21 protein-coding genes are annotated in these 23,307 nt (G+C 42.5%); all 21 read right to left on the bottom strand.

The window, feature by feature from the left end; translation table 11 throughout:
• Positions 1-2 precede the first annotated feature (2 nt).
• On the bottom strand, positions 3-599 hold the full coding sequence (locus QZ169_RS01980; protein ID WP_295504560.1) for a DUF3796 domain-containing protein: 597 nt from the start codon (positions 597-599) through the stop codon (positions 3-5).
• Positions 600-796: 197 nt separating this feature from the next.
• Positions 797-1,831 carry a SepM family pheromone-processing serine protease gene (locus QZ169_RS01975; RefSeq protein WP_295504557.1) on the bottom strand — a complete coding sequence of 345 codons (1,035 nt, stop codon included), beginning with the start codon at positions 1,829-1,831 and terminating at the stop codon, positions 797-799.
• A 51-nt stretch (positions 1,832-1,882) separates the two neighbouring features.
• Positions 1,883-2,773 carry a hypothetical protein gene (locus tag QZ169_RS01970; protein ID WP_002894163.1) on the bottom strand — a complete coding sequence of 297 codons (891 nt, stop codon included), beginning with the start codon at positions 2,771-2,773 and terminating at the stop codon, positions 1,883-1,885.
• Between the two features lie 48 nt (positions 2,774-2,821).
• The gene (locus QZ169_RS01965) at positions 2,822-3,736 is read right to left on the bottom strand and encodes a hypothetical protein (RefSeq protein WP_295504554.1); all 915 of its coding nucleotides are present in this window, start codon (positions 3,734-3,736) and stop codon (positions 2,822-2,824) included.
• A gap of 167 nt (positions 3,737-3,903) precedes the next feature.
• On the bottom strand, positions 3,904-4,503 hold the full coding sequence (locus QZ169_RS01960; protein ID WP_002894168.1) for a glucosaminidase domain-containing protein: 600 nt from the start codon (positions 4,501-4,503) through the stop codon (positions 3,904-3,906).
• Between the two features lie 36 nt (positions 4,504-4,539).
• A complete protein-coding gene (locus QZ169_RS01955) occupies positions 4,540-5,352 on the bottom strand; it encodes an A24 family peptidase (protein WP_295504553.1) in 813 nt (270 codons plus the stop codon).
• Positions 5,349-6,413, bottom strand: a complete 1,065-nt coding sequence (locus QZ169_RS01950) for a VanW family protein (RefSeq protein WP_002919953.1) — start codon at positions 6,411-6,413, stop codon at positions 5,349-5,351. The genes QZ169_RS01955 and QZ169_RS01950 overlap by 4 nt, the downstream gene beginning before the upstream one ends.
• Before the next feature lie 7 nt (positions 6,414-6,420).
• The gene (locus tag QZ169_RS01945; RefSeq protein WP_125348693.1) at positions 6,421-7,509 is read right to left on the bottom strand and encodes a hypothetical protein; all 1,089 of its coding nucleotides are present in this window, start codon (positions 7,507-7,509) and stop codon (positions 6,421-6,423) included.
• 55 nt (positions 7,510-7,564) lie between these two features.
• Complete coding sequence (locus QZ169_RS01940; RefSeq protein WP_295504551.1) at positions 7,565-9,301, bottom strand: MFS transporter; 1,737 nt, start codon at positions 9,299-9,301, stop codon at positions 7,565-7,567.
• A 263-nt stretch (positions 9,302-9,564) separates the two neighbouring features.
• On the bottom strand, positions 9,565-11,148 hold the full coding sequence (locus tag QZ169_RS01935; RefSeq protein WP_295504550.1) for a hypothetical protein: 1,584 nt from the start codon (positions 11,146-11,148) through the stop codon (positions 9,565-9,567).
• On the bottom strand, positions 11,132-11,713 hold the full coding sequence (locus QZ169_RS01930) for a PilN domain-containing protein (RefSeq protein ID WP_227965026.1): 582 nt from the start codon (positions 11,711-11,713) through the stop codon (positions 11,132-11,134). Before QZ169_RS01930 ends, QZ169_RS01935 begins: the two co-directional genes overlap by 17 nt.
• Entirely contained in the window at positions 11,713-13,122 is a 1,410-nt protein-coding gene (pilM, locus tag QZ169_RS01925; RefSeq protein WP_295504548.1) for a pilus assembly protein PilM, read from the bottom strand. Before pilM ends, QZ169_RS01930 begins: the two co-directional genes overlap by 1 nt.
• Before the next feature lie 43 nt (positions 13,123-13,165).
• Positions 13,166-14,653, bottom strand: coding sequence for a type II secretion system protein (locus tag QZ169_RS01920; RefSeq protein WP_295504547.1), 1,488 nt, complete (start codon positions 14,651-14,653; stop codon positions 13,166-13,168).
• Positions 14,654-14,665: 12 nt separating this feature from the next.
• On the bottom strand, positions 14,666-16,060 hold the full coding sequence (locus tag QZ169_RS01915) for a VWA domain-containing protein (protein ID WP_295504545.1): 1,395 nt from the start codon (positions 16,058-16,060) through the stop codon (positions 14,666-14,668).
• A 16-nt stretch (positions 16,061-16,076) separates the two neighbouring features.
• Positions 16,077-16,565 carry a hypothetical protein gene (locus QZ169_RS01910; protein WP_295504543.1) on the bottom strand — a complete coding sequence of 163 codons (489 nt, stop codon included), beginning with the start codon at positions 16,563-16,565 and terminating at the stop codon, positions 16,077-16,079.
• Between the two features lie 113 nt (positions 16,566-16,678).
• Positions 16,679-17,137: a prepilin-type N-terminal cleavage/methylation domain-containing protein gene (locus tag QZ169_RS01905; RefSeq protein ID WP_295504541.1), complete on the bottom strand. Its 459-nt coding sequence runs from the start codon at positions 17,135-17,137 to the stop codon at positions 16,679-16,681.
• A 73-nt stretch (positions 17,138-17,210) separates the two neighbouring features.
• Positions 17,211-17,666, bottom strand: coding sequence for a type II secretion system protein (locus QZ169_RS01900; RefSeq protein ID WP_295504539.1), 456 nt, complete (start codon positions 17,664-17,666; stop codon positions 17,211-17,213).
• 144 nt (positions 17,667-17,810) lie between these two features.
• On the bottom strand, positions 17,811-18,272 hold the full coding sequence (locus tag QZ169_RS01895) for a prepilin-type N-terminal cleavage/methylation domain-containing protein (RefSeq protein WP_295504537.1): 462 nt from the start codon (positions 18,270-18,272) through the stop codon (positions 17,811-17,813).
• Between the two features lie 168 nt (positions 18,273-18,440).
• Complete coding sequence (locus tag QZ169_RS01890) at positions 18,441-19,667, bottom strand: type II secretion system F family protein (protein WP_295504535.1); 1,227 nt, start codon at positions 19,665-19,667, stop codon at positions 18,441-18,443.
• A 3-nt stretch (positions 19,668-19,670) separates the two neighbouring features.
• Positions 19,671-20,735, bottom strand: a complete 1,065-nt coding sequence (locus QZ169_RS01885; protein ID WP_002899359.1) for a type IV pilus twitching motility protein PilT — start codon at positions 20,733-20,735, stop codon at positions 19,671-19,673.
• 1 nt (position 20,736) lies between these two features.
• A complete protein-coding gene (locus QZ169_RS01880) occupies positions 20,737-22,419 on the bottom strand; it encodes a GspE/PulE family protein (protein WP_295504533.1) in 1,683 nt (560 codons plus the stop codon).
• Positions 22,420-23,307: the final 888 nt, after the last annotated feature.

The following is a 23,307-nucleotide window of genomic DNA, read 5'->3' as shown; positions in this document are numbered from 1 at the left end:
GGTTATCCTCTCCGTTCTAAGATAAGATAGACAACCGCAAAGATGCAAATCAAGGCAGCTATGCTAATAAAGATCTGGCCCATGTAAAGAGTGAGAGAACCCATGTACCCAATGATAACTGCTAGGATCATCAGTGCGCCTATTATAAAAACAAACATCAAGCTAGCTGCCTTAGCTAGATTAGCATAGAAGCGTTCGTCTGGAGTTTCCTTGACATTTTTCAAAGAGAAAAAACCAAATACAATCGCTTCAATAACGAGGCCAACTCCCAAAATCCATTCCTTAATACTGGATCCTTCGCTTGGGGTCGCAACCCAAATTCCTACTGTATAAAAAATGGTTGCTGCAAACAAAAGCATCGTGTATAGCTTAGCAGACAAGTCAAAAATAGTCTTTCCCTTACCTTTCTGACTCTTATGAGGCCATGGTTTCATATGTAGCCAGCCCCAAATAGCTACAATCTGACCTAACACTGAAATACCAGCAATAACTAACTTGGGTCCCCAACTAAGATTAGAACCAAATAAAACAGTAAAATCAATAAAGAGAGCTGCGGCAATCATTGCAATGAGGCCACCCGTTTTTTGACTTTTTTTCATGATAGACTCCTTTCCTTGTGTTAGAAATATTTAACATTCTTTATGTTATAAATATATCACACTTCAATTTGGAAAGCAAGAATTTATGTGCCAAGGTGGCAATTATTTGAAAAAATTATAAAATAAAAGCCCTCGCCAGATAAATAACTAGCAAGAGCTTGTGTTTCTATTGACTATTCATAGAGTAGTAAAGTCTCTTATTCCATCTCTCTGAGATAGTTCAAAGCTTCATTGAAGGTTTTGACAGGGACGATTTTCATTTTACTCTTGATTTTGATAGAAGCACGAAGTGCCTCATGGTAGTTAGAGCGCAGCTTGGGATTGTACTGGGCAATATCGGCGTCAATGGTATCATCAGGAACAAAGAAAATCTCAGCGCCTGCCTTATCTGCAGCCATGACCTTCATCTCTATCCCGCCAATCCGGCCAACATTTCCCTTGTGGTCAATCGTTCCAGTACCAGCAATAGCTTTTCCTTTGGTAATGTCTTCAGACACGAGCTGATTGTACAGCTCCAAACTGAACATGAGTCCACCAGAGGGGCCTGCTACACCGTTGCTCTTAAACTTGGTCAGAGGATTCATGGCAACACTGGCTTTGGAACCTAATGCAATCCCCAAACCAGGCTTACCAGTTGTCTCATCCACAATCACAGGACCGCTAGCCAAACCAATTACACCATTACGGCTGTACTCAATTGATACCACATCGCCAACTGGCCGCTGTTCCATCTGATCGACAATGTCGTATGGGCTAGTGTAAGTCTGATTGTCAATCTTTAAAATCACATCGCCTTTCTGCAGCTCCTGAGCTAACGGCGTCTCTTGGCTGACAGCATCCACAAAAATCTCTTTATGTCTAATCTCAACAGTATGACCGGATGCTTGATAAGCTACCTGCAAGGCATTGAGATGGGAAGACCCCATAGTGCTGTTCTCTCGCTCTTCCCGTCCCTTCTCCTTATCAAAATAGTTTTCAGGCACAGAGACATACTCTGTTTCCAGCCTGTAATTAGGCAGCAAAGTCAAAAAGAGACTGAACACCCGGGCCTTGGAAACACCAACAGCCATGACATAGATTTTACCTTTTCCTTTATCAGTTCCTCCTTGAACTTGGACAAAGTCTTTGGCATTCAAAGCCGGTCTCAAGGTCTCCACTTGATAAGGCAGGGGGATAAAGCCAATCCCAGTTAGCACCAAAGCTGTTATTAAAATTCTTGTTACTGATTTCATATCCTTCCTCTTGTTTCTATCAAGTATTGTATGGTCTTGCAACTTCCTAAATTAATCACCAAAATCCACCACTTCTGCATCATTTTCCATCAGAGTATCGGCAAAAACTGTCCGAACAACCAGAACAAATACACAGTAAAAGCTACTGAAAACTAGGACAGGAATCATCTGGATCAAGCCAAGTAAATCATCCAGTTCACCCAGCAAGGGACCAATATACTGCCTTATCAGATCCATCAGGAGATGAGTACCCAAGCCAATCAACCCACCAAAAGAAGCTAGAAAAAAGCTGAGCAGAACATAACGACCCCTGCGCTCCTTCATCAGTAGGACTGACTTTCTCAAACAGCCATAAAAAGAAAGCGGCTTGGCTAGATTGTCTCTGGAGCTAGTATCCTGAATGATATAAGACAGCAAAAAGAAGTGCGAATCAACCAGATAAGTGAAGAGCAGATAAAAGACCATGAACAAGAAAGGAAAGAGAAACTGGAAAATCACAATGGCCTCTGGACTTACTGCCCTCCGATAAAAGGCAAAGAGACTAGCCACCCCAAGATTGATGCCAATTGCCGACCAACCCATGTACAGAATCAGGACTTGGACTGCACTGACAATGAAGGAATAAAAGAGGCGAGTAAGCAAGCCATCCGAGATACTGTACCAAACCGCATAGCCAAAATAGAGCTTAACCATCTGCGGATTTCGAATCACTGTCAAGGCAAATTTATTGACATAAGCAAAACCGAAGGCAATTATAAATGCCAAACAAGTCAAGACTAAAATGGACCGGTAAGACCAACTCGAAACCAGCGGAAAAAGAAACCAGCCCAGCACTGCAAGCGGGATTCCGACCAGCAAAAGGCCTTTCAGCCAGACAAAATAATATTCTGTAACAAAAATCCAAGCTTCTCTGAAAACCCTTGTTACTTTTACATCATTCATCGTTCATTATCCTAAATCCTAAAACCCTTTCTAATTTTTTCATAAATATTAATCTCCAAAATTAACTATTTCCCGATCATAAGACATCAGGATGTCAGCCATAACCGAGCGGGCTGCCAAGGTATAAATCAGCAAAAAGCCATTAATCATACTAACAATCATTCCCACAATATTAGACACACCAGCACTAAAAAGTAAACTCAGAACTTCTATCAGACCCAATACTACAGGAATAAGCTTTAAGACAAGCTCTACCAGTAAGTAACGCCCCCTCTGACCATTCATACAAGAAAAGGACTTGCCCAAGCTGCCAAAGGCTGACAGAGGACGCAATAGGTTATCAGAGGAGTTGGTATCTTGAATAATATAAGGCAACAAGAAGAAGTGAGAGACTATAAAATAACTATAAAACAAATGGAATACCAAGTTAAACATTGGTGCTATTAAAAAAAGCAGGAAGAGCATGCTAGCTATCTTCTCTTGATTTTTTGCAACCCAAATAAGCCAAGTTCCCATAATCTCTTGAAAATTTGCATCTGACATCAAGGCATTATAGAAGTATACAAAAAGAAGTAACATAGCCAAGAAAAATATAAAGACGTAAATAGACATAGAAAGCAAACGCCCAAAAAAGCCATCAGAAATACTGTAGCCAACAGCCCTCCAGAAGTTTCTTCGCACCATCTGCGGATTACGAACCATGGTCAAGGAAAACTTATGGATATAAGCAATCACAAATGCACATAGAAATCCCAGCAGAATTATACTTGGAAGAAATGTAGAAGTCAATGGAGAAAAAAATAGAATTAACAGCCCCAGAATAAAAAATGGCAGTTGAATGATAGCAAGCCCTGCTGTCCATACAAAAAAGTAATCAACAGTCAGTCCCCAGGCTTCCTTTAACACATCGCTTACGTCAAACTTTCTTTTCATAAATCCCCTAATTAAGTCATTTTTCGCCATAAAAGACGATGTAGATGTCGCAGAAGCAAGTTTTTGATTTTTTAGTCCCGAGAGGATGATTAGGAATTTTTAGAGCCCCAGAGAGCAAGAAAAACCCCGTCAGTCGCCTCACCAAAAGAAATTCTTTCTATAATAAAGCAAGCTGAGACATGATTGTCCCAGCCACCTTAACCTTTTTTCAAAAAATTTCGAATACGAATCATAATCTTGCTTGACCAAGTTTTGTCAGATGCGTATCTTACATTGATAGCAGCCATGCTCTTACCATTGTAGAACTGACCGCCAGGCTTGAGATAGTGCTCGCTGAGATAGCGGGCAACGGTATCTATACCATCATCAAATGTTGCGAAATTTCCTGCACTGGAAAAAGGACTGGAGTCATAAGCCATGAAACCAAACAAGTTGTGCTTGGCCTGAGCAATTTGACTGCGGCCGTAATCCGATTCGTGAATAGCCAGCCCTACGAGAAAAATTGCATTAACTCCATGATCTTTCTCTGCTTTTTTGAAAGCTTTTCCCAATCCAGCCATCGGTGTGCCAGCCAGACGACTATCAATGAAATCGGCTGACACTGTGCTTGGCACTGTTACATCTTCTGAAAAGACGACTGCTCCTGTTTTCTTGGCCTGAAACTGATCTGACACCTGCACTAAAGACGGATCCAGACTAGCCTTTTCATTTGCCGCTAGGCGGCTGACAGGCAACACACTGCCTGAAAGGACAGTAGCTGTCGCTAATGCTATGATAACTTTTTTCTTCCTAAACATTTTTTCTATCCATTTCTATTGTCGCTTTTGGTTTCCCTAGATTCCTCCCCAGAAATATAGGATGACCGCCATGATGCTCATAGCAGGACCAAAAGGGACTTCTTCTTTCAACTTAAATTTGAATTTCTTAAAGATGGTTGCGATTAAGAGAATCGCTCCAGCTACAAAGAAAGAACCATATCCCAAAATCAGTGTATTCAAGGGGCTAAACCAACTGCTCAGAGCAGCTAAGTAGAGAATATCCCCCATCCCGAAGGCCTCTTTCTTGTAATAAGCCTTGGCCCCAAAATAAATGAGAGAGTAGAGACCAGCACCGACTAGCAGCGAAAAAAGCAGTTCCCAATTGAACTCATTGGTAAAAAACGTAACAGCCATGCGGCCCAGCCAGAAAACCAGCAGAACCGAGTCCGAGATGTACTGAGTATCAAAATCGATATAAGCGATAATGAGACAAAGCGACACCAAGAGACAGGCTGAAACAACCATCCAGGGTCCCTGATCCTGAAAGATCAGATAAGAGGCCATCCAGAGCAGACCCGTCAGGAGCTCCACAATGAGATAGCGCGGTGAAATCGGCTCCTTGCAGTGCTTACATTTAAAGCCCTGCATGATAATCGACACAACCGGAATCAGCTCCACCGAAGTCAAGACATGACCGCAGGACGGGCACATAGACCGACCTTTGGCAATGCTCTTTTCCAGCGGAACACGGTAGATGACGACATTGAAAAAGCTCCCAAATACGACACCTAATATAAATACTAAACTTGCAATCATAATTTTTCCCTTTTTACACTCTTTGAAAATCTCAGATGACGGTGTCAAACCTAGACTTCCCTTGAGTATCACTTAGATGCCAGAATGATGGATACTTGCCCCTCCTCCAAACTTAATGAAAATACCATATCTGTTTCTGTATTGTTTTGAATGGTCAATTCAGTCAAACCTTCAGCCGGCGTTCCGATGTTGAAATACTGTCCTCGATAAGAAATAACATTGGTCCGTGAAAAGGCGAGTTGCTGAATGGCATCTATAATCTGCTCAGCACCCTGACCGTAAACTTCTTTATTATCCTTGCCCTTGACTGGCAGATATCCAGACTCTGCATTCAAAGCGCCCAGCAATTCTGAGATAGACTTGGTCTCGCCAGGAGCCAAGTAAACATTCTGCAGCTTGTAAAAGGCTGTCTTCATGTTTTGAGCTTGGGCAGCGTTGGTCGGCAGTGGTACTTCCTTACGCTCTATAAAGTGCGTATATTGGCTCAGAAGCTCACTCTGATCTTCTGCTTCGACAGGCGTACTCTCAACCTTGACATCATCAAATTTACCAGTCTTGGCAATCTCCTCAGATGCTTGGATAAAAGCAGCAGGGTCAATCTTATAGCCATTAGACTTGTCTCCCACCTTTACGTTAGACTCGCCGTCCATGACCAGATGATTGGTCGTTGGAAGCTGACTGAGAACATCAGGGTGGGCAGCTAAGACATCGTTTAAAGGTCTAAGCCAAAAAAGACGGTTAGGATAGATGGAAATCTGTAGATTTTCCTTGGTATCGAAAAACGGTGTAAACTTATCCCAGACTGTCTTGGCTGAGATATTATCCAGCCGCTTAAGCTCTTCTTCTGTAAAATAGCTCAGTCCTAAAAAGCGCATATCTACAGAGAAGTGTTGCCCCGTAGACAGCTGAAATGTAGCCTTATAGGGCAGTTCTCTGTAAACTTCAATCTCAGCTTCGCTCCGAGAGCGAACCTTCATAGAGGGACGGCCATTGATACTCAGGTCAATCGTTGGATTAAAGACAAAAATGACATAAAATAAACTACCCAGCAGAAAGGCAGCAAGTGTCGCTGCTGGAAGTAGTTTTTGATATTTTGATGAAACCTTTCTTTTTCTTCTTGACATGAATCTCATCCCAACCTTATACTACGCATTCAGCTAAGCGGATAAGGAATTTACGGTCGATACGGCGAAGAAAATCAATGATGTCATCAGAAACAGTATCTCCGGCATTCAGGATAACTCCTCCATCTGCATTAACAAGATCTTTTTGCAGTGTTTTGCCTACCAGAAGACGTTTTTGCTGATCGATAAAGTCGTTAACAGCTTTCTTTGCTGCAGAGTCTTCCTCAGCAACTGGCGCTGTACTGATAGTTGTTTCAACTTCCTCAGCAGGGGCTGCCAATACTTCTTCCAAAGCAGCATCCAGACTCAGTGCTGCATCTGTTTCTTCAACTTCTTCTTCAGCTGGAGCTGTCATTTCTTGTACCAAATCTTGGACTTCTGGTTCTTCTGCTGTCTCTACGACCGCTTCAGAAAACTCCAAGTCAGAAGCAGCAGCTCCCAGACCTACAGCAGCCAAGGCCTCTGTCAAATCTGTCGCTGCTTCTTCTTTTACATCCACTTTTTCATCTACAACTGGCTCGAATACAGGTGCTTCAGCAACTACTTCCTCAATTTTTTCGGCAGGTTTTGCAGCTTCAGTCTCATGGAGCAGATCTGCTGCAGCCAGACGGCCCATCTCTACATCTGCTTCAAGATGAGGAGCTGTCTTTTTTTCATCATTGAGGATGATGTACTCTTTACCAATCATCAAGATGCGTGATTTAGGAATCTGAATTTCCTCGCTGGCATCTTCAGAATTAACCACCAAGTAGCCAATTTCATTCTTTTCGTCAATATGATAGTCAACAACAGTTCCCACCTTGTTTCCATCAATGGTAATGACGATTTCGTCAAAGATACTGCCCTGTTTGTCGTTCAAGACCTTCAGGTCAGCTTCTTGTAGCTCTTGAAAGACTGAGCTATTCTCTACCATGACCGCAAAGTCACCGATGCCTTGGATGTTCTTGCTAGACAGCAAGGCAAAAGGCTGTTCAGACTGTTTTGACTTAATGACAAAAGTCAGATTGACCCCCTCATCAACAAAGACTTCATGGACTTCACCCAGTCCCATCCCTTTTTCAATCTCAATGACAACGGTCCCTGTGATTGTCTTACAACTTTTCATAATTTCCCCTAAAACCCTTCTAATTGATTACTATCAATTGTATGTTTATATAGTATTAATTTTTCCCGATTTTGTCCAGCATGTTGAACGCTTCTTGACGAAGATTTTGATCTGAGCTTCCTTGGACAATCTCTTTCAGGTAGCTCTCAGCTTCTTGAACTGCATTAGAAGCCAATAATTCCTGACTTTCCAGTAGGAGGAATTGGAAATAGACTTCTTTATCTCCCGCAGTTGTTGCAGCTGGTTGTGCTTCTGCTGCTTCCTCAGCCTTGAGGATGTCAGTGATTTTCTGAAGCAAATCTTCTTCTGTCTCATCTGCAGCCGGAACGACTGGAGTAGCTTTGACTTGTGCTTCCTCAGCTTTGAGGATGTCAGCAATTCCCTTGAGTAGGTCTTCTTCTGTCTCATCTGCAACTGCTTCTTGAACAGGCCCAGCCTGTGTCCAAACAGCGTCTTCAGAAACTGATTGAACAACTGCTGGTTCAGCAGCTTCTTCAAACTCAAACGTTTCTACTGCTGGTTCGAAGCTGCTTTCTTTCTCCCAAGTCTCTGCCACTTCAGCAGTCAAATCTTCCTCTTCAGATCCCAACAAATCATGCTGAATCTGGCTGAGAATATCTTGATAACCCTGAATATCAGCACGATCACGGCTAACCATAGACTCTTCAGTAGCAGAAAATTCTGGCTCTGCAGCTGCTTGACTGAAGGCGGAATCCATCTTAGCTTGTGGTTCAACACCCGAGTCAGCAAAGAAGAGAGATTCTAAGCTGTTTGCTGCTCTCGACTCTTCTGCTCTAACTGGCTTGATATCTCCCGTAGCAGCAAAAACATCTTCAAGGCTGTTGCCTACTTCTTCTGCCACTGGCTGCTGAGCTTGTTCTTGGTCAGTGAAGAATTCTTCCTCATCTTGAGAAACAACACCTGTCACCTCAACCGCCTGCGGTCTGAAGTTGCCATAGCTAGACTCCGTATAGGACATCGGTCTAATCTTAGACAGAACAGCTGTCTCAAAGGCTGGATCATCAATATCTGTATAGCCTTGATTGCCGGCTGCATTTGCTTCCGTAGGCTGAATCAGAGAGTTGGCCACCTTAATCTTGGTTGCTCCCTTGCGGTGATGAAGCAGAGACTGCAAAAATTCATCATTGGCTTTTTGTGAGCTGTGTTCCATACCCACCATGCCGACCTCAGCTGCCGCTAGCTGACTGTTTGGCTCGTATTCTCCAAAGGCAGGAGCTGTAGCCAAATTATCAACAGGGTAGAGAGGTTTGACTTTCTCATATCTTGTCATATCCTTTTTGATAGAACGGTCTGCTAGGGTGCGACCAGAAGCAGATACTCTCTGCCTTGCCGGACTTTCCTCAGCCTGAACCCTTTCTTTACTTTCCTTTCTCATCCTACCGGTTGAAGCATTGGATAAGTTCAAATCCCTAGCAGATGATAAGCCTGCGCTCGTCGCTTCCGCTTTCTTGCGTGTGCTCTTAGCATGCTTCTGGCTTCTGCTTCGCGCTGAAGCAGTTGCTCTCTTCTTGACTGGAGCTAGCTCCTGTGAAAAGAGCAGCACCATATAGACAGCCAAGGCCAAAGCACAGAGTCCAACAAAGGCTATGCCGGGAACTTGTTGAAAGAGGAATGGAGCACCAATCGCAAATAGCATGACCCATACTACGAGAAAAAGGCGCTTTATTAATGAAATCCTAGAAACAAATAAAATGCTAATCGTATGCAGTGCTATAAGCCCTGCTCCAAAAGGTAAAAAATATGCCATTTGAGTATTTTCGACACCCCCCACTTTCTAAATGATATTAAACTTTTTCAATGCAAAACCAATCTTGATTTTGTTTTTCCATAAACTCCATTAAAACCCAAAATAGACTCGGGCGTCTATTCTGAGTTTGCTTGTATTATATTTCAAATATCTCTATGTTTTAGTTTACTATAAATGCACTGTGAATACTAGTCTAATAACTTGGTTTTTAGCATTTTTTTAAGAAAAATTTACTCATGCTCTTGAAATTTTAAACCATAGACTTATTTGGTATTTTTCAAAGTATTTTAGCTCACTACCAAGTTATTCACAGATAGGTTATCCAGCTTCATAGTCGTTTCAGGACTTTCTCCGCTTGGAGTTTCGAAGTAGTAACCCACAATAGTCATTGGATAGCTGAATCCTGGAATGTTTTCAGGATTGAAGCTAACTTCGCGCCAGCCAGTCCAGCTGTTAGGACGAATGACGTGAAGATAAATCTTCTGACCGCTGGCATTCTTGACAATCAAGCCAATCTTGCCCTGCCATTGATTAGACAGAGATAGAGAGAAGCTGATAGCATCTGGCTTATTGTTCAAGGATACATATGGTGCTGCAAATTCCATTTCATACATGGTAGAAGACTTGGTTGCTGGAATCTTAACCACATTGGAACCTGAACCCTCAAGGAAGTCCGTATTGTCAACCGTCACATCATACTGATTGCTGCCACCGGACTGAATCAGCTTAAGAGGTGACTCGAAACGGTAGATTGTTGATGAATTGTAATAAGCTGACAGACCGTTGTTCTGACTGGACAGATTGCTGAGCTGCTCCAGATAAGATGGAGCTAGATTGGTATTGCTGTTAGCAGTCGCGCTACTAGTTGTATTGGTTGTTGCAGCCCCCAAGGTACTGTTGTTACCAGCCGTATCTGTACCGCTACCTGACACTAAGGTCAAGAAAGGTGCTTGCCAAGTCGGAATCGCAAATGGTGACTCCCAGTTAGCAAACTGAATTGGTGTCTTATCAACATTGCTCTCTGGAGTCACATAGCGCTCAACATCTTTTACTTGATAGAAACGTAGTTTGATTTTACCGGTAGCTAACTCTGGATTCCTATTCTCCTCGACATTGGAGTGGCTTGTCTTTTCACCTAATTCAAGCTCGCTGGAAACGATTTTTTGTTGATTTCCATCAATCAATTCTAAGAGTTTTAAAACTTGCGTATAAGTTCCTTCGAACTCAATGTCCGCTGTCATCTGAGTAATATTGGAATTGTTGTACTTACCGTTTCCTGAAGTCGCTGTACTAGCCGCGGTTGTTGTTGCGGTATTCGCATCTGATGAAGAACTGCTGCTAGATGAAGACGAGGATGATGTAGTAGACGAGCTAGAGGTCGTACTGGATGAAGATGATGTTTCACCGGAACTTGAGCTGCCAGTCGTACCAGAAGAGTTGGAGTTTTGACCATTAGATGAGGTCGCAGCTAATCCCTCCTGCTGGAGTTCCAACTCTTTGCTTTCAGTATAGTTGACAGACTTGAATTTAATGCCACTTTCTCTGACCAATTTGTCAATCAAGAAAATGAACTCCCCTTGATTGGTTGTACCATAGTATTTTTTAGCTTGATCCAGAGTCTTGGCATTCAGAGTTTTCAGCTGATTCCCAAGAGATCTTTTTTGACTAATCTTGGCATTCTTGCCATCCAGCTCTGTCATGATTGTTGCGTGTTCTTCATTCAGCTGAGCCATCCGAGTATATGAATTTGATACCAGATACCCCCCACCAGCAAGTACTGCTACTCCTCCGACACAGGCCAACAACTTCTTGTCACGCTCATTTAAATTACTCAGGATTTTTTTCTTTTCTTTCTCATTTTTGTTCTTCATTGAAATCTACATCCTTCGTCAAAATTTTAATGTTAAACACATATCTTGAATTATTCTCTTTTTCCTCGCGAGTAATGTTATCCACAAAAATGTGATTAAACTTCTCAGACTTACGAAGCTCTTCTTCAAACTTAGCGATGGAAAGTTGCTCTTGAGCCGAACCAACGATTTCTACATTGTCGTTATTTATCTTAATCTGATCAAAGACCAAGTCCCGTGTCACATTTTTATTAAGGAAGTCCATAAAGGCTTTGTTTACTCGGTGCAGTCGACGGAAGTCGCCTTCCAGACTGCCAAAGAGCACCTGATCATTCTTGACCGTTACAATCTTGTCTTCTGTCTCAGAGACTGCCTTCAGCTCTTGAGCCATTTCTGGACTCTTGAGCGTCTGCTCCGCTTGGTCAATCTCGCCTTGGAGGTGCATAGCGCTAAACTGGAAAAAGCCAATCAGCACAATCATAATCGCTGCAATCCCAGCAAAAGCGGAAATAGCAGCAAGTTTTAGTGGACTGGTTTTAGCCGGTGCCACATGATATTTTGAAAAGTAGTTTAAATCTCTCCGCATTAGTTTGCTCTCCTAATCAACATGGCTGTAGCTGGAATGAACTCCGCATTAAACTCGGCCGAACCTTCCCACAATACATTCTCATAATCTACATTATCAATTGAGATGAATTCCCGATTCATGCTCTGCTTCAGAATAGCTGCCAACTGCCAGCAGATATCTTGGTCACCAAAGACATAGAAACTGTCAATGTTGAGACCAGTTGAGCCACTAAAGAAGTTTTCAGTATTGAGAATGTGGTTCTTAGCATCAGCCACCCACTCATCCAAGGCCCGCTTCAAGAGACCTGTATCCAGATCATCTGAAGCCACCGCTGGAAGCTTCTGCAGCAGACTAGCGTCGTCTGCATAGCTCAGAATGTCCTTGTAGCCACGGTTGAGATAGTTGCTGGTCACAAACTTGCCTTCTGAGTAGAGATAAACACCGATGAAGCTCTTGCTCAGATGTACCATGCCGACATTTTCCTTGGTCAGCTTCTTGGCGCGATTGTTAATCGCTTGTACGCGTTCCAGCCATTTTTCAAAGGTATTAGATTGAAGGTCAAAGACATAGGGTGTCAGCTTCAAATTCTCAGCCAAGCCCAGATATTGCTCTACCACGCCTTTTGGCACAGCATAGACCATGAGTGAGCGAGTATCTTCATCAAGCGGAAAAGCTGAATTAGACTCCTGCTCTTGGAACTGGATGACATAAGAAGTCGGATCAATATCCAGATATTGCTGGAGCTCGTAAGATACCAAGCCCTCAATATCCTCATCATTCTGCACACTAGCTGCCACATCAACCGAACGAGCGATGATATTGGTATTGCCCAGAGCAAAGAAAGCGTACTTAGCTGTGATAGCATGCTGCTCCATCAGGTCGCTGATAATATTTTTGAGAGTAATCGGGTCGATAATCTCACTATTCAGTACAACACCTTCTGGCAGATTGGCAGATGCCATCTTGATAATCTCCAGCTCATTGCGCTTCTGTCTAGCAACAACCAGATAGACTGATTCGTCAGTGAAGTCAATGGCCATCAGATTACCCTTGATTGGTTTGCCAAACATAGTGTAAGGTGCATGCATTCTGGTAACAGGCTGGCTAGCAGCACCACTGCCTTTCTTGGCAAAGGGCGAGCGGTTCCCTGGCTTAGCAGACGAATCGTCACCACTATTCTTCGAAAAGAGTGGCTTGTTGAGCTTGGTTAGGAAGCTACCTTTTGCTGTTGACTTTTCTTCGTCGTCAAAGTCATCCTGACGATCTGACTTAATCTGAACCCCCTGAATAGAAAGGTGTTCTCTCTTTTTCCCTTTTGATGAGAAGAGCGGTTTATTTAATTTTCCTAAAAATGAGCCCTTTTTCTCATTATCTTCTTCATCCAGAGTGCTTCTGCGCCCCTTAGACGAAAACATATTTTTTGCCATAATCTCCTAATCTCCCTTATTTTTCCTAAAAACTATTTCCCTATTAGCTCGCCTTGTATTTTTCACTAAAATATTTAGCAAGCTTTTGTATATCACTATCACTCAAACTTTGCATATAAATTGCAAATTCATTGATGTAAGTTTTGCCACTAAAAATGATCTGACCACTACCAATGTTATGGGTTATTTGTCCACGTCTCAGTGTAAGTGTCTTATTATGGACTAACTGTCCATTAATAAAAATTTCAATTCCTAGACCGCCGTTCTTCACAGCACTCCGTACTTGGATAGAATTATCTTTAGTATAGTCCAACTTAATATTCTGTATAAATTCCTGACCACCGTTATTAGCTCCTGTAGTATCTACAGTTTTAACAGCAATCCTACCGTCGCTCTCTAGATTGAGACCCCAAGTCAGGGTATTATCCAGCTTATATGTCAGAAGTGCCCCTGTCTGCTGACGATTACCTATCAGAACTGAAGTAGTATAACCAGTATTGAAATCAATGGTCCCGTTCTTGCCATCTCGGCTAAACATCATAGTATTATCATTCAGAGCAATCAACTGACGAGTTTGCTTAATCACCTCCTCATAATAGTTAAGAACCGGGATTGTTGCACCATATAGAACATTGTTAAAATAGTCGCGAACCTCAGTATTTTCATAAGGTCGGTCAGTTGTTGGGATCCTTGTAGTCTTGTTCCCATTTTTAAGCAAAGCTAAATCTGCATCAGTATGGAGCCGTAACTTATTTGTCAATGGCAGACCCATAACCCATATACGACTATTATCCCCCTGATCTTTTGATTCTTGATAGTTACCAACACGACCGTAAGAGTTAATAGCTCTGGCAGCGAAGGTCAAGTATTTGCCTCGCATCTCATCTGTAATCCGGCGGCCAGTGTCCTGCTTTGATATTTCGTGAAAATCAGTCGGCATTTCTGGCAAAACCATTTTAGAAATACTATCATTTCCTGCTTGGCCGATTGTTCCAACAGGTACAACACCAGAAACCCCAGAACCAATACTGCGATCACTGAGAAACCAACCAGACTCAGTATAAACTCGAGCTTTACTATTTTGCTGACTATCTTTCAAACCCACTACTCCACTGGGAGTTGTTTCACCAACATAATAGTACCGCTTGGAATTAGGAATTTGAACTTGTAAATCGTCTGGAATTGACAATACGCTTTCTTTTTCGTTAGCAGCAAAAAGATGAATATTTTTTTCTTTATAAGATAGGGTTTGCCCCGTCACATTGACGCTTTGACTGTTCCCTGTACCAACACGATAAGTAAACGTTTCAACCTCTGTTCCTTTACCACTGTTTTTCTTAATATCAGCCAGCTGAGTTTCAAAAGACTCCTGAATATCAAAATTTGTTGTATTCTGCTTCCGCTGACGGAGGATATTATCAAAACTTCCAGCAAAGAAGGTCAATAGGCCAGCTGTAATAACACCTATCAGTACTAGAGAAATCAAGACCTCAACCAGAGTTACTCCTTTACGTTTCTTCAATCCTTTCATCTTTTGTCCTTTCTATGGTCCTGATACAAACCAAAGATCCTGCTGAATCTGCTTCTTAATATCAGAGAAGGTCTGCTGCAAGGCTGCCTCATCAGCAGCAGGTACATACTTAGCTTCCATGCCTCCGCTTCCTATACTTCTCGTTAAATCCTCACCATAAGCAATCTCAGATGGCACTCCAGAAAAACCGATAACATTGACACGCTTAACTCCTGCACCAAAGGTCTGAGAAACTTTCCCTGCATATTCAATAGCCTTTTTCCGTAGTGCTTCATTAGAATAAGAGTCATAAGAAACACGATTTTGATCTGTTGTTAGATTTGTCGTTACATCATAAGGACCATTATTAAAGGTTACTAATTCCCCAACTGTTTCTCTCCAACGATTATAGTAGGGTTGGACATTTCGATTACGCCAAGATGTATCATTAGTGTCCACAGTATAAGCATTAGGGATTCCATCTGTCAACAAAACAACGTATTTAAGCTGTGCAGAATGATTTTGTAGACTCATCATACCATAGCGTAGACCATCCCCTGGATTAGTTACACCACCTGTCTGTAAAGCGTTAATGCTTGCTTCTATAGTTGTTGTCCCCTTGTCTAGCTCAGAAAAGTCTTTCTGAACATAAGAACCCAATATTGAAAAAGAAACTAGATTAACACTGACATTCCCAATATCTTTTAAATCTCTCATCATGATTGTGGCTTTGTCCTTCAAAATACTCATCCGGCTTTTAGGGCCCCAATAGTTAGTATTATTACCGTTCAAATCCCAAGACATGGAGCCAGATTTGTCAAAAACAAAAGAAATAGCTACATTCATCTGTCCCTCAATAGGATCGTTCCGATAGGCTAAGGCAATTCCTTTCTTGCCTTTAGCAACTTTAGAGAAGACCTGCTTAGTATTAAGAGCTGATATAGCTGTATCAATAGACAACTTATTGTTAGTATCAGGATATTTCCCTGTCAGATTATAGCTAATCAAGCGGTTATCCTGATAGCTACCTTCAGTCTTAAACTCCAAGTCCAACTTAATATTATAAAGGGATTTAGTTCCTAACTCACTGACCTTCCAGTCTTGTTTGCTTTTATCCCAAACATAATTAAGAACTTTTTTACCATCAGATGAAAGACCGATATAGCTCCATTCTTTAGTCAGGCCTTCTTTATTTCCTTTAAACTTACTATCATCCAGGATAAAGACCGAAGTAGCTTTTCCAATGGTTCGGTCAACATACTGCATAGAAGTTCTCATTTCTGCCTGAATACTAGCTTCACGTTCTATTAACTCCCGACTGGAAAACATAGTATTAAATATAATACCGATAATTACCGCTATCATGCTCATGAGCATAATGGCCATAATCATCTCGACTAGGGTAAACCCTTTGCGTAATTGTTTCATCTTTCCTACCTATTTTTCATTTCTGAGCCGAAACCAAGTGACCTTCTTCTGAGCGAATACCGCTGGTTGACCAGTTAAAAATGACAACATGTTCATAATAATCACTGCTACCAGGTAATTTAGACTTAGATTTAATGGTGACATTGTAATTTTCGGAACCATTTCCATCAAACTTCCCTGTCATTTCAATCTCAGCTACGCCTCCATCCTTGAAAGTATGGGTTGCAGTAATAGGTTCAGTTGAACGCGACCGACCTTCAGCTCGATTTCTAAACTCTGTATTGAGCGATGAGGGATTTCCGTTTTGAGGCTCAAAATAAGCTCCCAAAGCCAACTGCGAACCAGATGTTGCCACATATTTAGCTTTGAGATAGCTATACATACGCTGAGTCTGTGTCTGCCCCGTATCCACGATAGAAGCTAAAATCCCAATCATAGCAACCAGAATCACAATGGTTACAATGACCATGGGCAAGGTTGAACCCTGTCTTTTTTTCCCTTTCATTTTATTACTCTCCTAATACTTCTACTTTTGATATTGCCAAAATAGTTGTCACAATCTGACAACTACTTTGGTAATATCCGACTGCCGAAGCAGTCGGAGTAGAGAACCTATCTCTAGTTAGCATTTACACCAGCTGATGACCAGTCATACTTCCATACTTTATCTTTTGAAGCATCCTTAGCACCTGATGGCTTGAAGGTAGAAATTAGCTCTGTTCCTTTAATCTCATGGGCAGATGCAGTACCATTCTTAGCTAAGCTTTCTACAATGGTAGAGGCATCTTTTTTAGCGGAATTTTTAGAAATGTATGGCGCCAGTTTTTCAATGGTAATATCCTTAACGTCTGATGGGTCATCCTGAGCTCCGATATAAGACTGGATTGCTGATACCAGCTCACGGTGTTCAGACTGGATACGGCTCTTACGAGCATTATCTTGGAAGGAAGTGATAGCTGGGATAGCCACAGCTGCAATGATAGCGATAATGATAATTACCACAATCAACTCAACCAAGGTAAAACCTTTACCTTTTTTCTTCAAGTCCTGACGGAATTTTTGCAATTTGTTTAACATTTAAATATTCTCCTATTTTCTTTTTATCTTTATTATTCACTGAATATCAGCTTAACTTTTAAATTACATTTAATTAGTTGGTATTTGAACTACTATATCTCCAATCGTAAAGCCAAGTTTTGTCCTTGGTTTTATCAGTTCCTGCTCCTGAGGGGTGGAAGGTCGAAACCAAGGTTGTCCCATCAATTTTATGAGCCGGCTCTTTATCATTTTTAGCAAGGGCATCCATAATTTTAGTTGAATCTCCCTTGGAATTTTTAGAAATATAGGGTGCCAGTTGTTCCATTGTAATTGATGTTACAGTTTCTGGTTCATCCTGCGATCCGATATAAGACTGAATAGCAGTTGCCAACTCACGGTGCTCTGATTGGATACGGCTCTTACGAGCGTTATCTTGGAAGGAAGTGAGAGCCGGAACCGCTACAGCTGTGATAATCGCGATAATGATGATGACCACAATCAACTCAACCAAGGTAAAACCTTTGCTTTTTTTAAAATTATGACGAAATTTTTGCAATTTGTTGAGCACTAACTTCTCCTAATTCTTTTTCACAAGGGCTGCTGAGCAACCTTTTTTAAATATCTCTCAAATGTAGGGTTTTAATTCATCTTTTCTTAGATGATTTGATAAGTATTGCCACTTTCTGAAATTGCCTAACTAGACATGTTATCCCTAGTTAGAATTCACACCAGCTGATGTCCAGTCGTATTCCCAAGTTTTAGCTCCAGTATCACTAGCAGTTTTACCAGATGGGATAAAGGTTGAAGTCAGCTTATTGCCAGAAATAACATGGGCTGTATTCTCACCATTCTTAGCTAAGCTTTCTACAATGGTAGAGGCATCTTTTTTAGCGGAATTTTTAGAAATGTATGGCGCCAGTTTTTCAATGGTAATATCCTTAACATCTGATGGATCATCTTGTGCTCCGATATAAGACTGGATAGCTGATACCAATTCACGGTGTTCAGACTGGATACGGCTCTTACGAGCGTTGTCTTGGAAAGAAGTGATAGCTGGAATCGCTACAGCTGCAATGATAGCGATAATGATAATTACCACGATCAACTCAACCAAGGTAAAACCTTTACCTTTTTTCTTCAAATCCTGACGGAATTTTTGCAATTTGTTTAACATTTGAATAGATCTCCTATTTTTTCACAATTTTTACTATTTTCGCCCACAGGGGCATTTGTTTTGTTCCTAGCTGGGAGACCCTACAAACTCCCAGCATCAGAACGATTTCCTAACTTTTTGTGCAGAGCAGTTGCCCTGCTATCTCCTAAACTTTTCTGAAGCGCCTTCCTACTGGTCAGCTCCAGATCCTGCATCCACAGCGTGAGCAAGCTCAAACATTGGCAGCATGACAGAGGCAACGATACCTCCGATGATAACCCCCATGACGATGATCATGGCTGGCTCCAAGAGTGAGAGCAGTTGCTTAATAGCTGTTTCAAGCTCTTCTTCATAATAATCGGATGTCTTGACCAGCATGGACTCCAGAGACCCGGACTCCTCACCAATCTTGACCATCGAGAGCATCATAGGGGGGAAGAGACCGGTTGCGGTAATCATCCCTGTCAGACGTTCCCCTTTTTGCAGACCTTCATTAGCGATCTTCATCTTTTCAATGACGACAGCGTTGTTGGTCGTTGCAGCAGCAGACTCAATGGCCTCGACCAAAGGGATACCTGCGCTGGTCAGGATAGCCAAGGTACTGGCAAAGCGAGCAGTGACAATCTTCTGCATCGGCCCCTTGATGACCGGCAGCCAAAGCTTAAGGCGGTCCAGCTGGTAGCGTCCTGCCTCTGTGCTGCGATAGCGCAGGAAGAGGAAGACTAGAATCCCTGTCACACCGAAGAGGATATACCAGTAAGAGCGGACAAAGTTACTAGCTGCTAGGACGATACGCGTTGGCAGCGGCATGGCCATCCCACTCTGCTCAAAGATTCCTGAGAAGCTTGGGATAACGACATAGAGCAAGGCTAGGACTGCCGCCACAGCCAGAAAGGCTAGGACTGCAGGATAGATCATAGCTCCGCGAATCTGGCGGCTGGTCTTGAGCTCTTTGTTATAGTGCTCAGACATCTTTTCCAGTACCTCGTCTAGCTTACCAGTCTTTTCACCAGCCTGTACCATACGGATCAGGAGATCGGGAAACATCCCTTCCTGATCTAGCATGGCCTTGGACAGCTGACTACCTTCTTTTAGGCTCTTGCTGACGATTTTAAGGCTGGACTTGAGATTCTTTGAAGTAGCCTGTTGCTCTAGGATATCCACTGCATTATTGAGGGGAATCCCTGACTCCAGCATAACTGACATCTGCTTACAGAAGAGCGATATGTCCTTGAGCTTGATCTTCTTGCTTTGGAAAAGGACAATCTCCTTAGAACCCATGACCTTTTCTTCGACACTGATTGGCTTACCTTTGAGACGGATCCGGTTGACTGCGTCAGTCCGGTTAGGAGCATCTACCTCTAGTGTGACGACTCCTTGCCTAGTGTCTAAGTATTTACAAACATATACTGTCATGCTCTAGTACCCCACTATTCCTAGGGATTTTTCAACTTGAGCGCGGTCTACTGAGTAAGACAGTAGCGTTCTTTGATCGATGACATTGCGACGGTAGAGTCCCATGAGCGAAGTATCCATGGTAATCATGCCTAGCTGAGCCCCCGTTTGGATTGGCGTCAGCAGCTGGTGGGTCTTCCCTTCGCGAATGAGGTTGCGAATAGCGGGTGTTCCCAGCATGATTTCAAAGGCAGCCACACGACCCTTGCCGGTCGCTGTACGCATAAGCTGCTGCGATACAACCCCTTCCATAACGGCTGAAAGCTGTACGCGGATTTGCTCCTGCTGCTCGGCTGGAAATACGTCGATAATCCGGTCCATGGTGTTTACGGCACCGACCGTGTGGAGAGTTGACAGGACTAAGTGACCTGTTTCCGCCGCACGCAGGGCGATTTCAATCGTTTCCTTATCCCGCATCTCACCGACTAGGATGACATCCGGGTCCTGACGAAGTGCACCGCGGAGGGCATTGCCGAAGCTCTGCGTATCCGCTCCCAGCTCACGCTGGTTGACCAAGCACTTATTATGCGTGTGCATGTACTCGATCGGATCTTCAATCGTGATGATGTGCTCGTCCCGCAAGCTGTTCATGTAGTTGATCATGGTTGCCAGGGTCGTTGACTTTCCGCTTCCTGTTGGTCCGGTAACCAATATCAGCCCCCGGCGTTTCTCAGCTAGCTTTTTGATAACTGGTGGCAATCCCAGAGATTCCATAGATGGAATATCCTTGGGAATGACCCGCAAGGCAATCCCGCAGTTGTTTTTCTGCTTAAAGATATTGACCCGCAAGCGATAGCCATTGTCGACCTCGTAGGCACAGTCCACTTCACCGACTTCTAAAAGATGAGCAATCTGCTTCTCATTTAAAATATGCTTGGTGAAGCGAACCGTGTCTTCGTTGGTCAAAATTGTATTGTTGAGTTGTGTTAACCTCCCGTGCAGACGCATAGTTGGCTCAGCGCCAACCGTGAAGTGGATATCTGATGCACCCGCTTCAATCGCCTGCTTAATTAACTCATCCAAATTCATCCTAAACTTCCCCTTCTAGACTGAAGGCAATCTTCATTGCTTCTTCAATCGTTGTAGTCCCCTGTTTTGCGATATCAATGGCCTCCTCCGCCAAGTCTCGCATACCATTTTTCTTAGCTTCTACTCGAAGCTGTGCTGTTGTTCCACCATCATTAATTAGTGATTTAATCTCCCTTGTCACTGCCATGATTTCGTGGATAGCTATACGTCCATAGTATCCCGTACCGCTGCAGTAGTTGCAGCCGCGTCCGCGATACAAGGTGTCTCCCTTGTGAATACCGATACCTGCATGTTCATTTGTTTCTACAGTATATTCAGTCTTACACTTAGGACAGATGCGCTTAATCAAGCGCTGTGCGATAATCCCGACAGTCGCCGTTGAGACCAGATAAGGCTTGATGCCCATATCGACCAAACGGTTGACTGTACTAGCTGTGTCATTGGTGTGGATAGTCGAGAGAACGACGTGACCAGTGATAGCGGCCCGAACCGCGATACTAGCTGTCTCTTCGTCCCGAATCTCCCCCAAAAGAACGATGTCCGGGTCCTGACGCAGGATACTTCTCAAACCACTCGCGAAGGTCAGTCCAGCTTTGTTATTTACCTGAACTTGGTTGACCCCTTCCAATCGGTACTCAACCGGATCTTCAACAGTGATGATATTTTTTCCTACATCATTGAGCTCACGGAGCGCTGTGTAGAGAGTGGTTGTCTTTCCGCTTCCTGTAGGACCAGTCAGCAAGATGATGCCTTCTGGCGCCTTGAGAATCTCTTCAAAAAGTTTCTCATTGGTTGGCGAGAATCCCAGCTCCTCTTTACTGAGGAGAGTTGCATTCCGGCTCAAAATCCGAATAACGATTTTTTCACCGAATACAGTAGGCAAGACTGAAACCCGCATATCGACTTCCTTGCCGTCGATGGTTGTTTCAATCCGTCCATCCTGAGGAATCCGCCGCTCAGCAATGTCCAGACCACTCATGATCTTAATCCGTGTCGCAATGGCTGAGTGAGCATTGGCTTTCAACTGCATGTTTTCCACCAAGGTCCCGTCAACCCGAAAACGAACACGAACAACTTTTTCAAAGGGTTCAATATGGATATCGCTGGTCCGCGTCTTGATTGCCTGACTGATAATCGAGTCAATCAAACGTACAACCGGAGCGTTTTTGATTTCGAGATCTTCTTCGACGATCTCTTCATCCACATTAAAACCTTCGATTTCGGTCGCTGCCTGTTGGGCTTCTTCTCCTTTAGAATAGTATTGATCGATATACTTCTCAATATCATCCCGAAAAGTTACATAAGGTTCTACCGCCATCTTAGAGACGATTTTAACGTCATCTAGGGCAATGTAGTTGCTTGGATCTGCCATCGCAACTATTAACTTGGGTTCTTCTCCCTCTTCTCCATCTGTGAAAGAGATCGGAATCAATCCATGACGTTTAGCAACTTTTTCTGAAACCTTCTCGACAGCTTCCTTTTCTATCACAAATTGTGATAGATTGACATGAGGTACACGGTAATAGTAACTCATAACTTTCAGCATATCTTCTTCTGTCACATAGCCCTTGCTGATTAGATATCTCTCTAACTGCATGTTTGATTGTGGCATATCTTGAAGAATTTCTTCTTTTTGAGCTGCCGTTATCAGATTGAATTGAACCAATATAGCGATTAGTGCCATTTGTTTCTCCTGTCTGTGATTTTTTTGTAAAAATCCTTCAATTCTTTCTATGCGTTATTAGATAACAGCTTTCTTAAAAAAATCTCCCTCGCTTAAAGCTTCCTTTAAGGTTTCTTTAAGCTTTTTAAGTTAGGCTAGTACATGGAAAATTTACCAATAGAACCAAACTTAATGTTTTAAGTTAGATGCTTTGAGCAGTATCTCCATTTGATAAACCTAGCAAACAGTCCTTAAAACAATCCTAGGATTGATAAGGGGCGTTTTAGATTTGTCAAAAGGGGCGCAAAAAAGCAGATGCCAAAAACATTTGTTCTTGCGTTCTTAAATACTATACAAAGCAAGTTCTCTTGCAAAATTTCTCATGCTTTGAGATTTAGGTTAAACCGTGTGTGTGTGAAGTTGGTTTAACCCGAATCAGCAAGCAGCCAGTGCCATAAGATAAGAATTCTTGTCTTATGGTTTTTCTTTTTACCGATATGCATATTTTGGTAGGAAATGCTAGGAACAAAAGCTTTATTTGCTTTAAAAAACATTTACCTATCACAGTATATGACATAATTGACATCTTGTCAATAAGTTTGCATCGAAAAAAATGATTGCATTTAAAAAAATGTTTAATTTTGATAAAAGCTTGTTATATCAACGTTTCTAACGTTTTTTTAATGACTTTTTTTCTTTCGAGGTTTAAAAAAAGCAATTTTTCAAGGGAATTTCTCCCCTTTTGTCGCTTTCTCTCCAGCCTTCAGATGGACAGTGTGACAGCATCTGTCTTCTTCTGGTCGGTAGTCGATATGCTTAGGAAAGGCGCTTCAGGACAAGGCTTAGCAAGCTTTGCCTGTTTCTTCCTACTCAATAGTATATGCTAAAGAAAATGCATTGTCAATACAT

Origin of the sequence: uncultured Streptococcus sp. (assembly GCF_905372115.1) — a bacterium.
Lineage (GTDB): Bacteria > Bacillota > Bacilli > Lactobacillales > Streptococcaceae > Streptococcus.
This window is presented reverse-complemented; position numbering and strand designations above follow the sequence as displayed.

Excerpts from the sequence above, each read along its gene's own strand:
- QZ169_RS01890 (WP_295504535.1), bottom strand. The coding sequence starts at position 19,667 with ATGACAGTATATGTTTGTAAATACTTAGACACTAGGCAAGGAGTCGTC.
- QZ169_RS01895 (WP_295504537.1), bottom strand. The coding sequence starts at position 18,272 with ATGTTAAACAAATTGCAAAAATTCCGTCAGGATTTGAAGAAAAAAGGT.
- QZ169_RS01935 (WP_295504550.1), bottom strand. The coding sequence starts at position 11,148 with ATGAAGAACAAAAATGAGAAAGAAAAGAAAAAAATCCTGAGTAATTTA.
- QZ169_RS01930 (WP_227965026.1), bottom strand. The coding sequence starts at position 11,713 with ATGCGGAGAGATTTAAACTACTTTTCAAAATATCATGTGGCACCGGCT.
- QZ169_RS01980 (WP_295504560.1), bottom strand. The coding sequence starts at position 599 with ATGAAAAAAAGTCAAAAAACGGGTGGCCTCATTGCAATGATTGCCGCA.
- QZ169_RS01945 (WP_125348693.1), bottom strand. The coding sequence starts at position 7,509 with ATGAAAAGTTGTAAGACAATCACAGGGACCGTTGTCATTGAGATTGAA.
- QZ169_RS01915 (WP_295504545.1), bottom strand. The coding sequence starts at position 16,060 with ATGAAACAATTACGCAAAGGGTTTACCCTAGTCGAGATGATTATGGCC.
- QZ169_RS01975 (WP_295504557.1), bottom strand. The coding sequence starts at position 1,831 with ATGAAATCAGTAACAAGAATTTTAATAACAGCTTTGGTGCTAACTGGG.
- QZ169_RS01960 (WP_002894168.1), bottom strand. The coding sequence starts at position 4,503 with ATGTTTAGGAAGAAAAAAGTTATCATAGCATTAGCGACAGCTACTGTC.
- pilM (WP_295504548.1), bottom strand. The coding sequence starts at position 13,122 with ATGGCAAAAAATATGTTTTCGTCTAAGGGGCGCAGAAGCACTCTGGAT.
- QZ169_RS01965 (WP_295504554.1), bottom strand. The coding sequence starts at position 3,736 with ATGGCGAAAAATGACTTAATTAGGGGATTTATGAAAAGAAAGTTTGAC.
- QZ169_RS01950 (WP_002919953.1), bottom strand. The coding sequence starts at position 6,413 with ATGAGATTCATGTCAAGAAGAAAAAGAAAGGTTTCATCAAAATATCAA.
- QZ169_RS01905 (WP_295504541.1), bottom strand. The coding sequence starts at position 17,137 with ATGTTAAACAAATTGCAAAAATTCCGTCAGGACTTGAAGAAAAAAGGT.
- QZ169_RS01885 (WP_002899359.1), bottom strand. The coding sequence starts at position 20,735 with ATGAATTTGGATGAGTTAATTAAGCAGGCGATTGAAGCGGGTGCATCA.
- QZ169_RS01920 (WP_295504547.1), bottom strand. The coding sequence starts at position 14,653 with ATGAAAGGATTGAAGAAACGTAAAGGAGTAACTCTGGTTGAGGTCTTG.
- QZ169_RS01880 (WP_295504533.1), bottom strand. The coding sequence starts at position 22,419 with ATGGCACTAATCGCTATATTGGTTCAATTCAATCTGATAACGGCAGCT.
- QZ169_RS01970 (WP_002894163.1), bottom strand. The coding sequence starts at position 2,773 with ATGAATGATGTAAAAGTAACAAGGGTTTTCAGAGAAGCTTGGATTTTT.
- QZ169_RS01910 (WP_295504543.1), bottom strand. The coding sequence starts at position 16,565 with ATGAAAGGGAAAAAAAGACAGGGTTCAACCTTGCCCATGGTCATTGTA.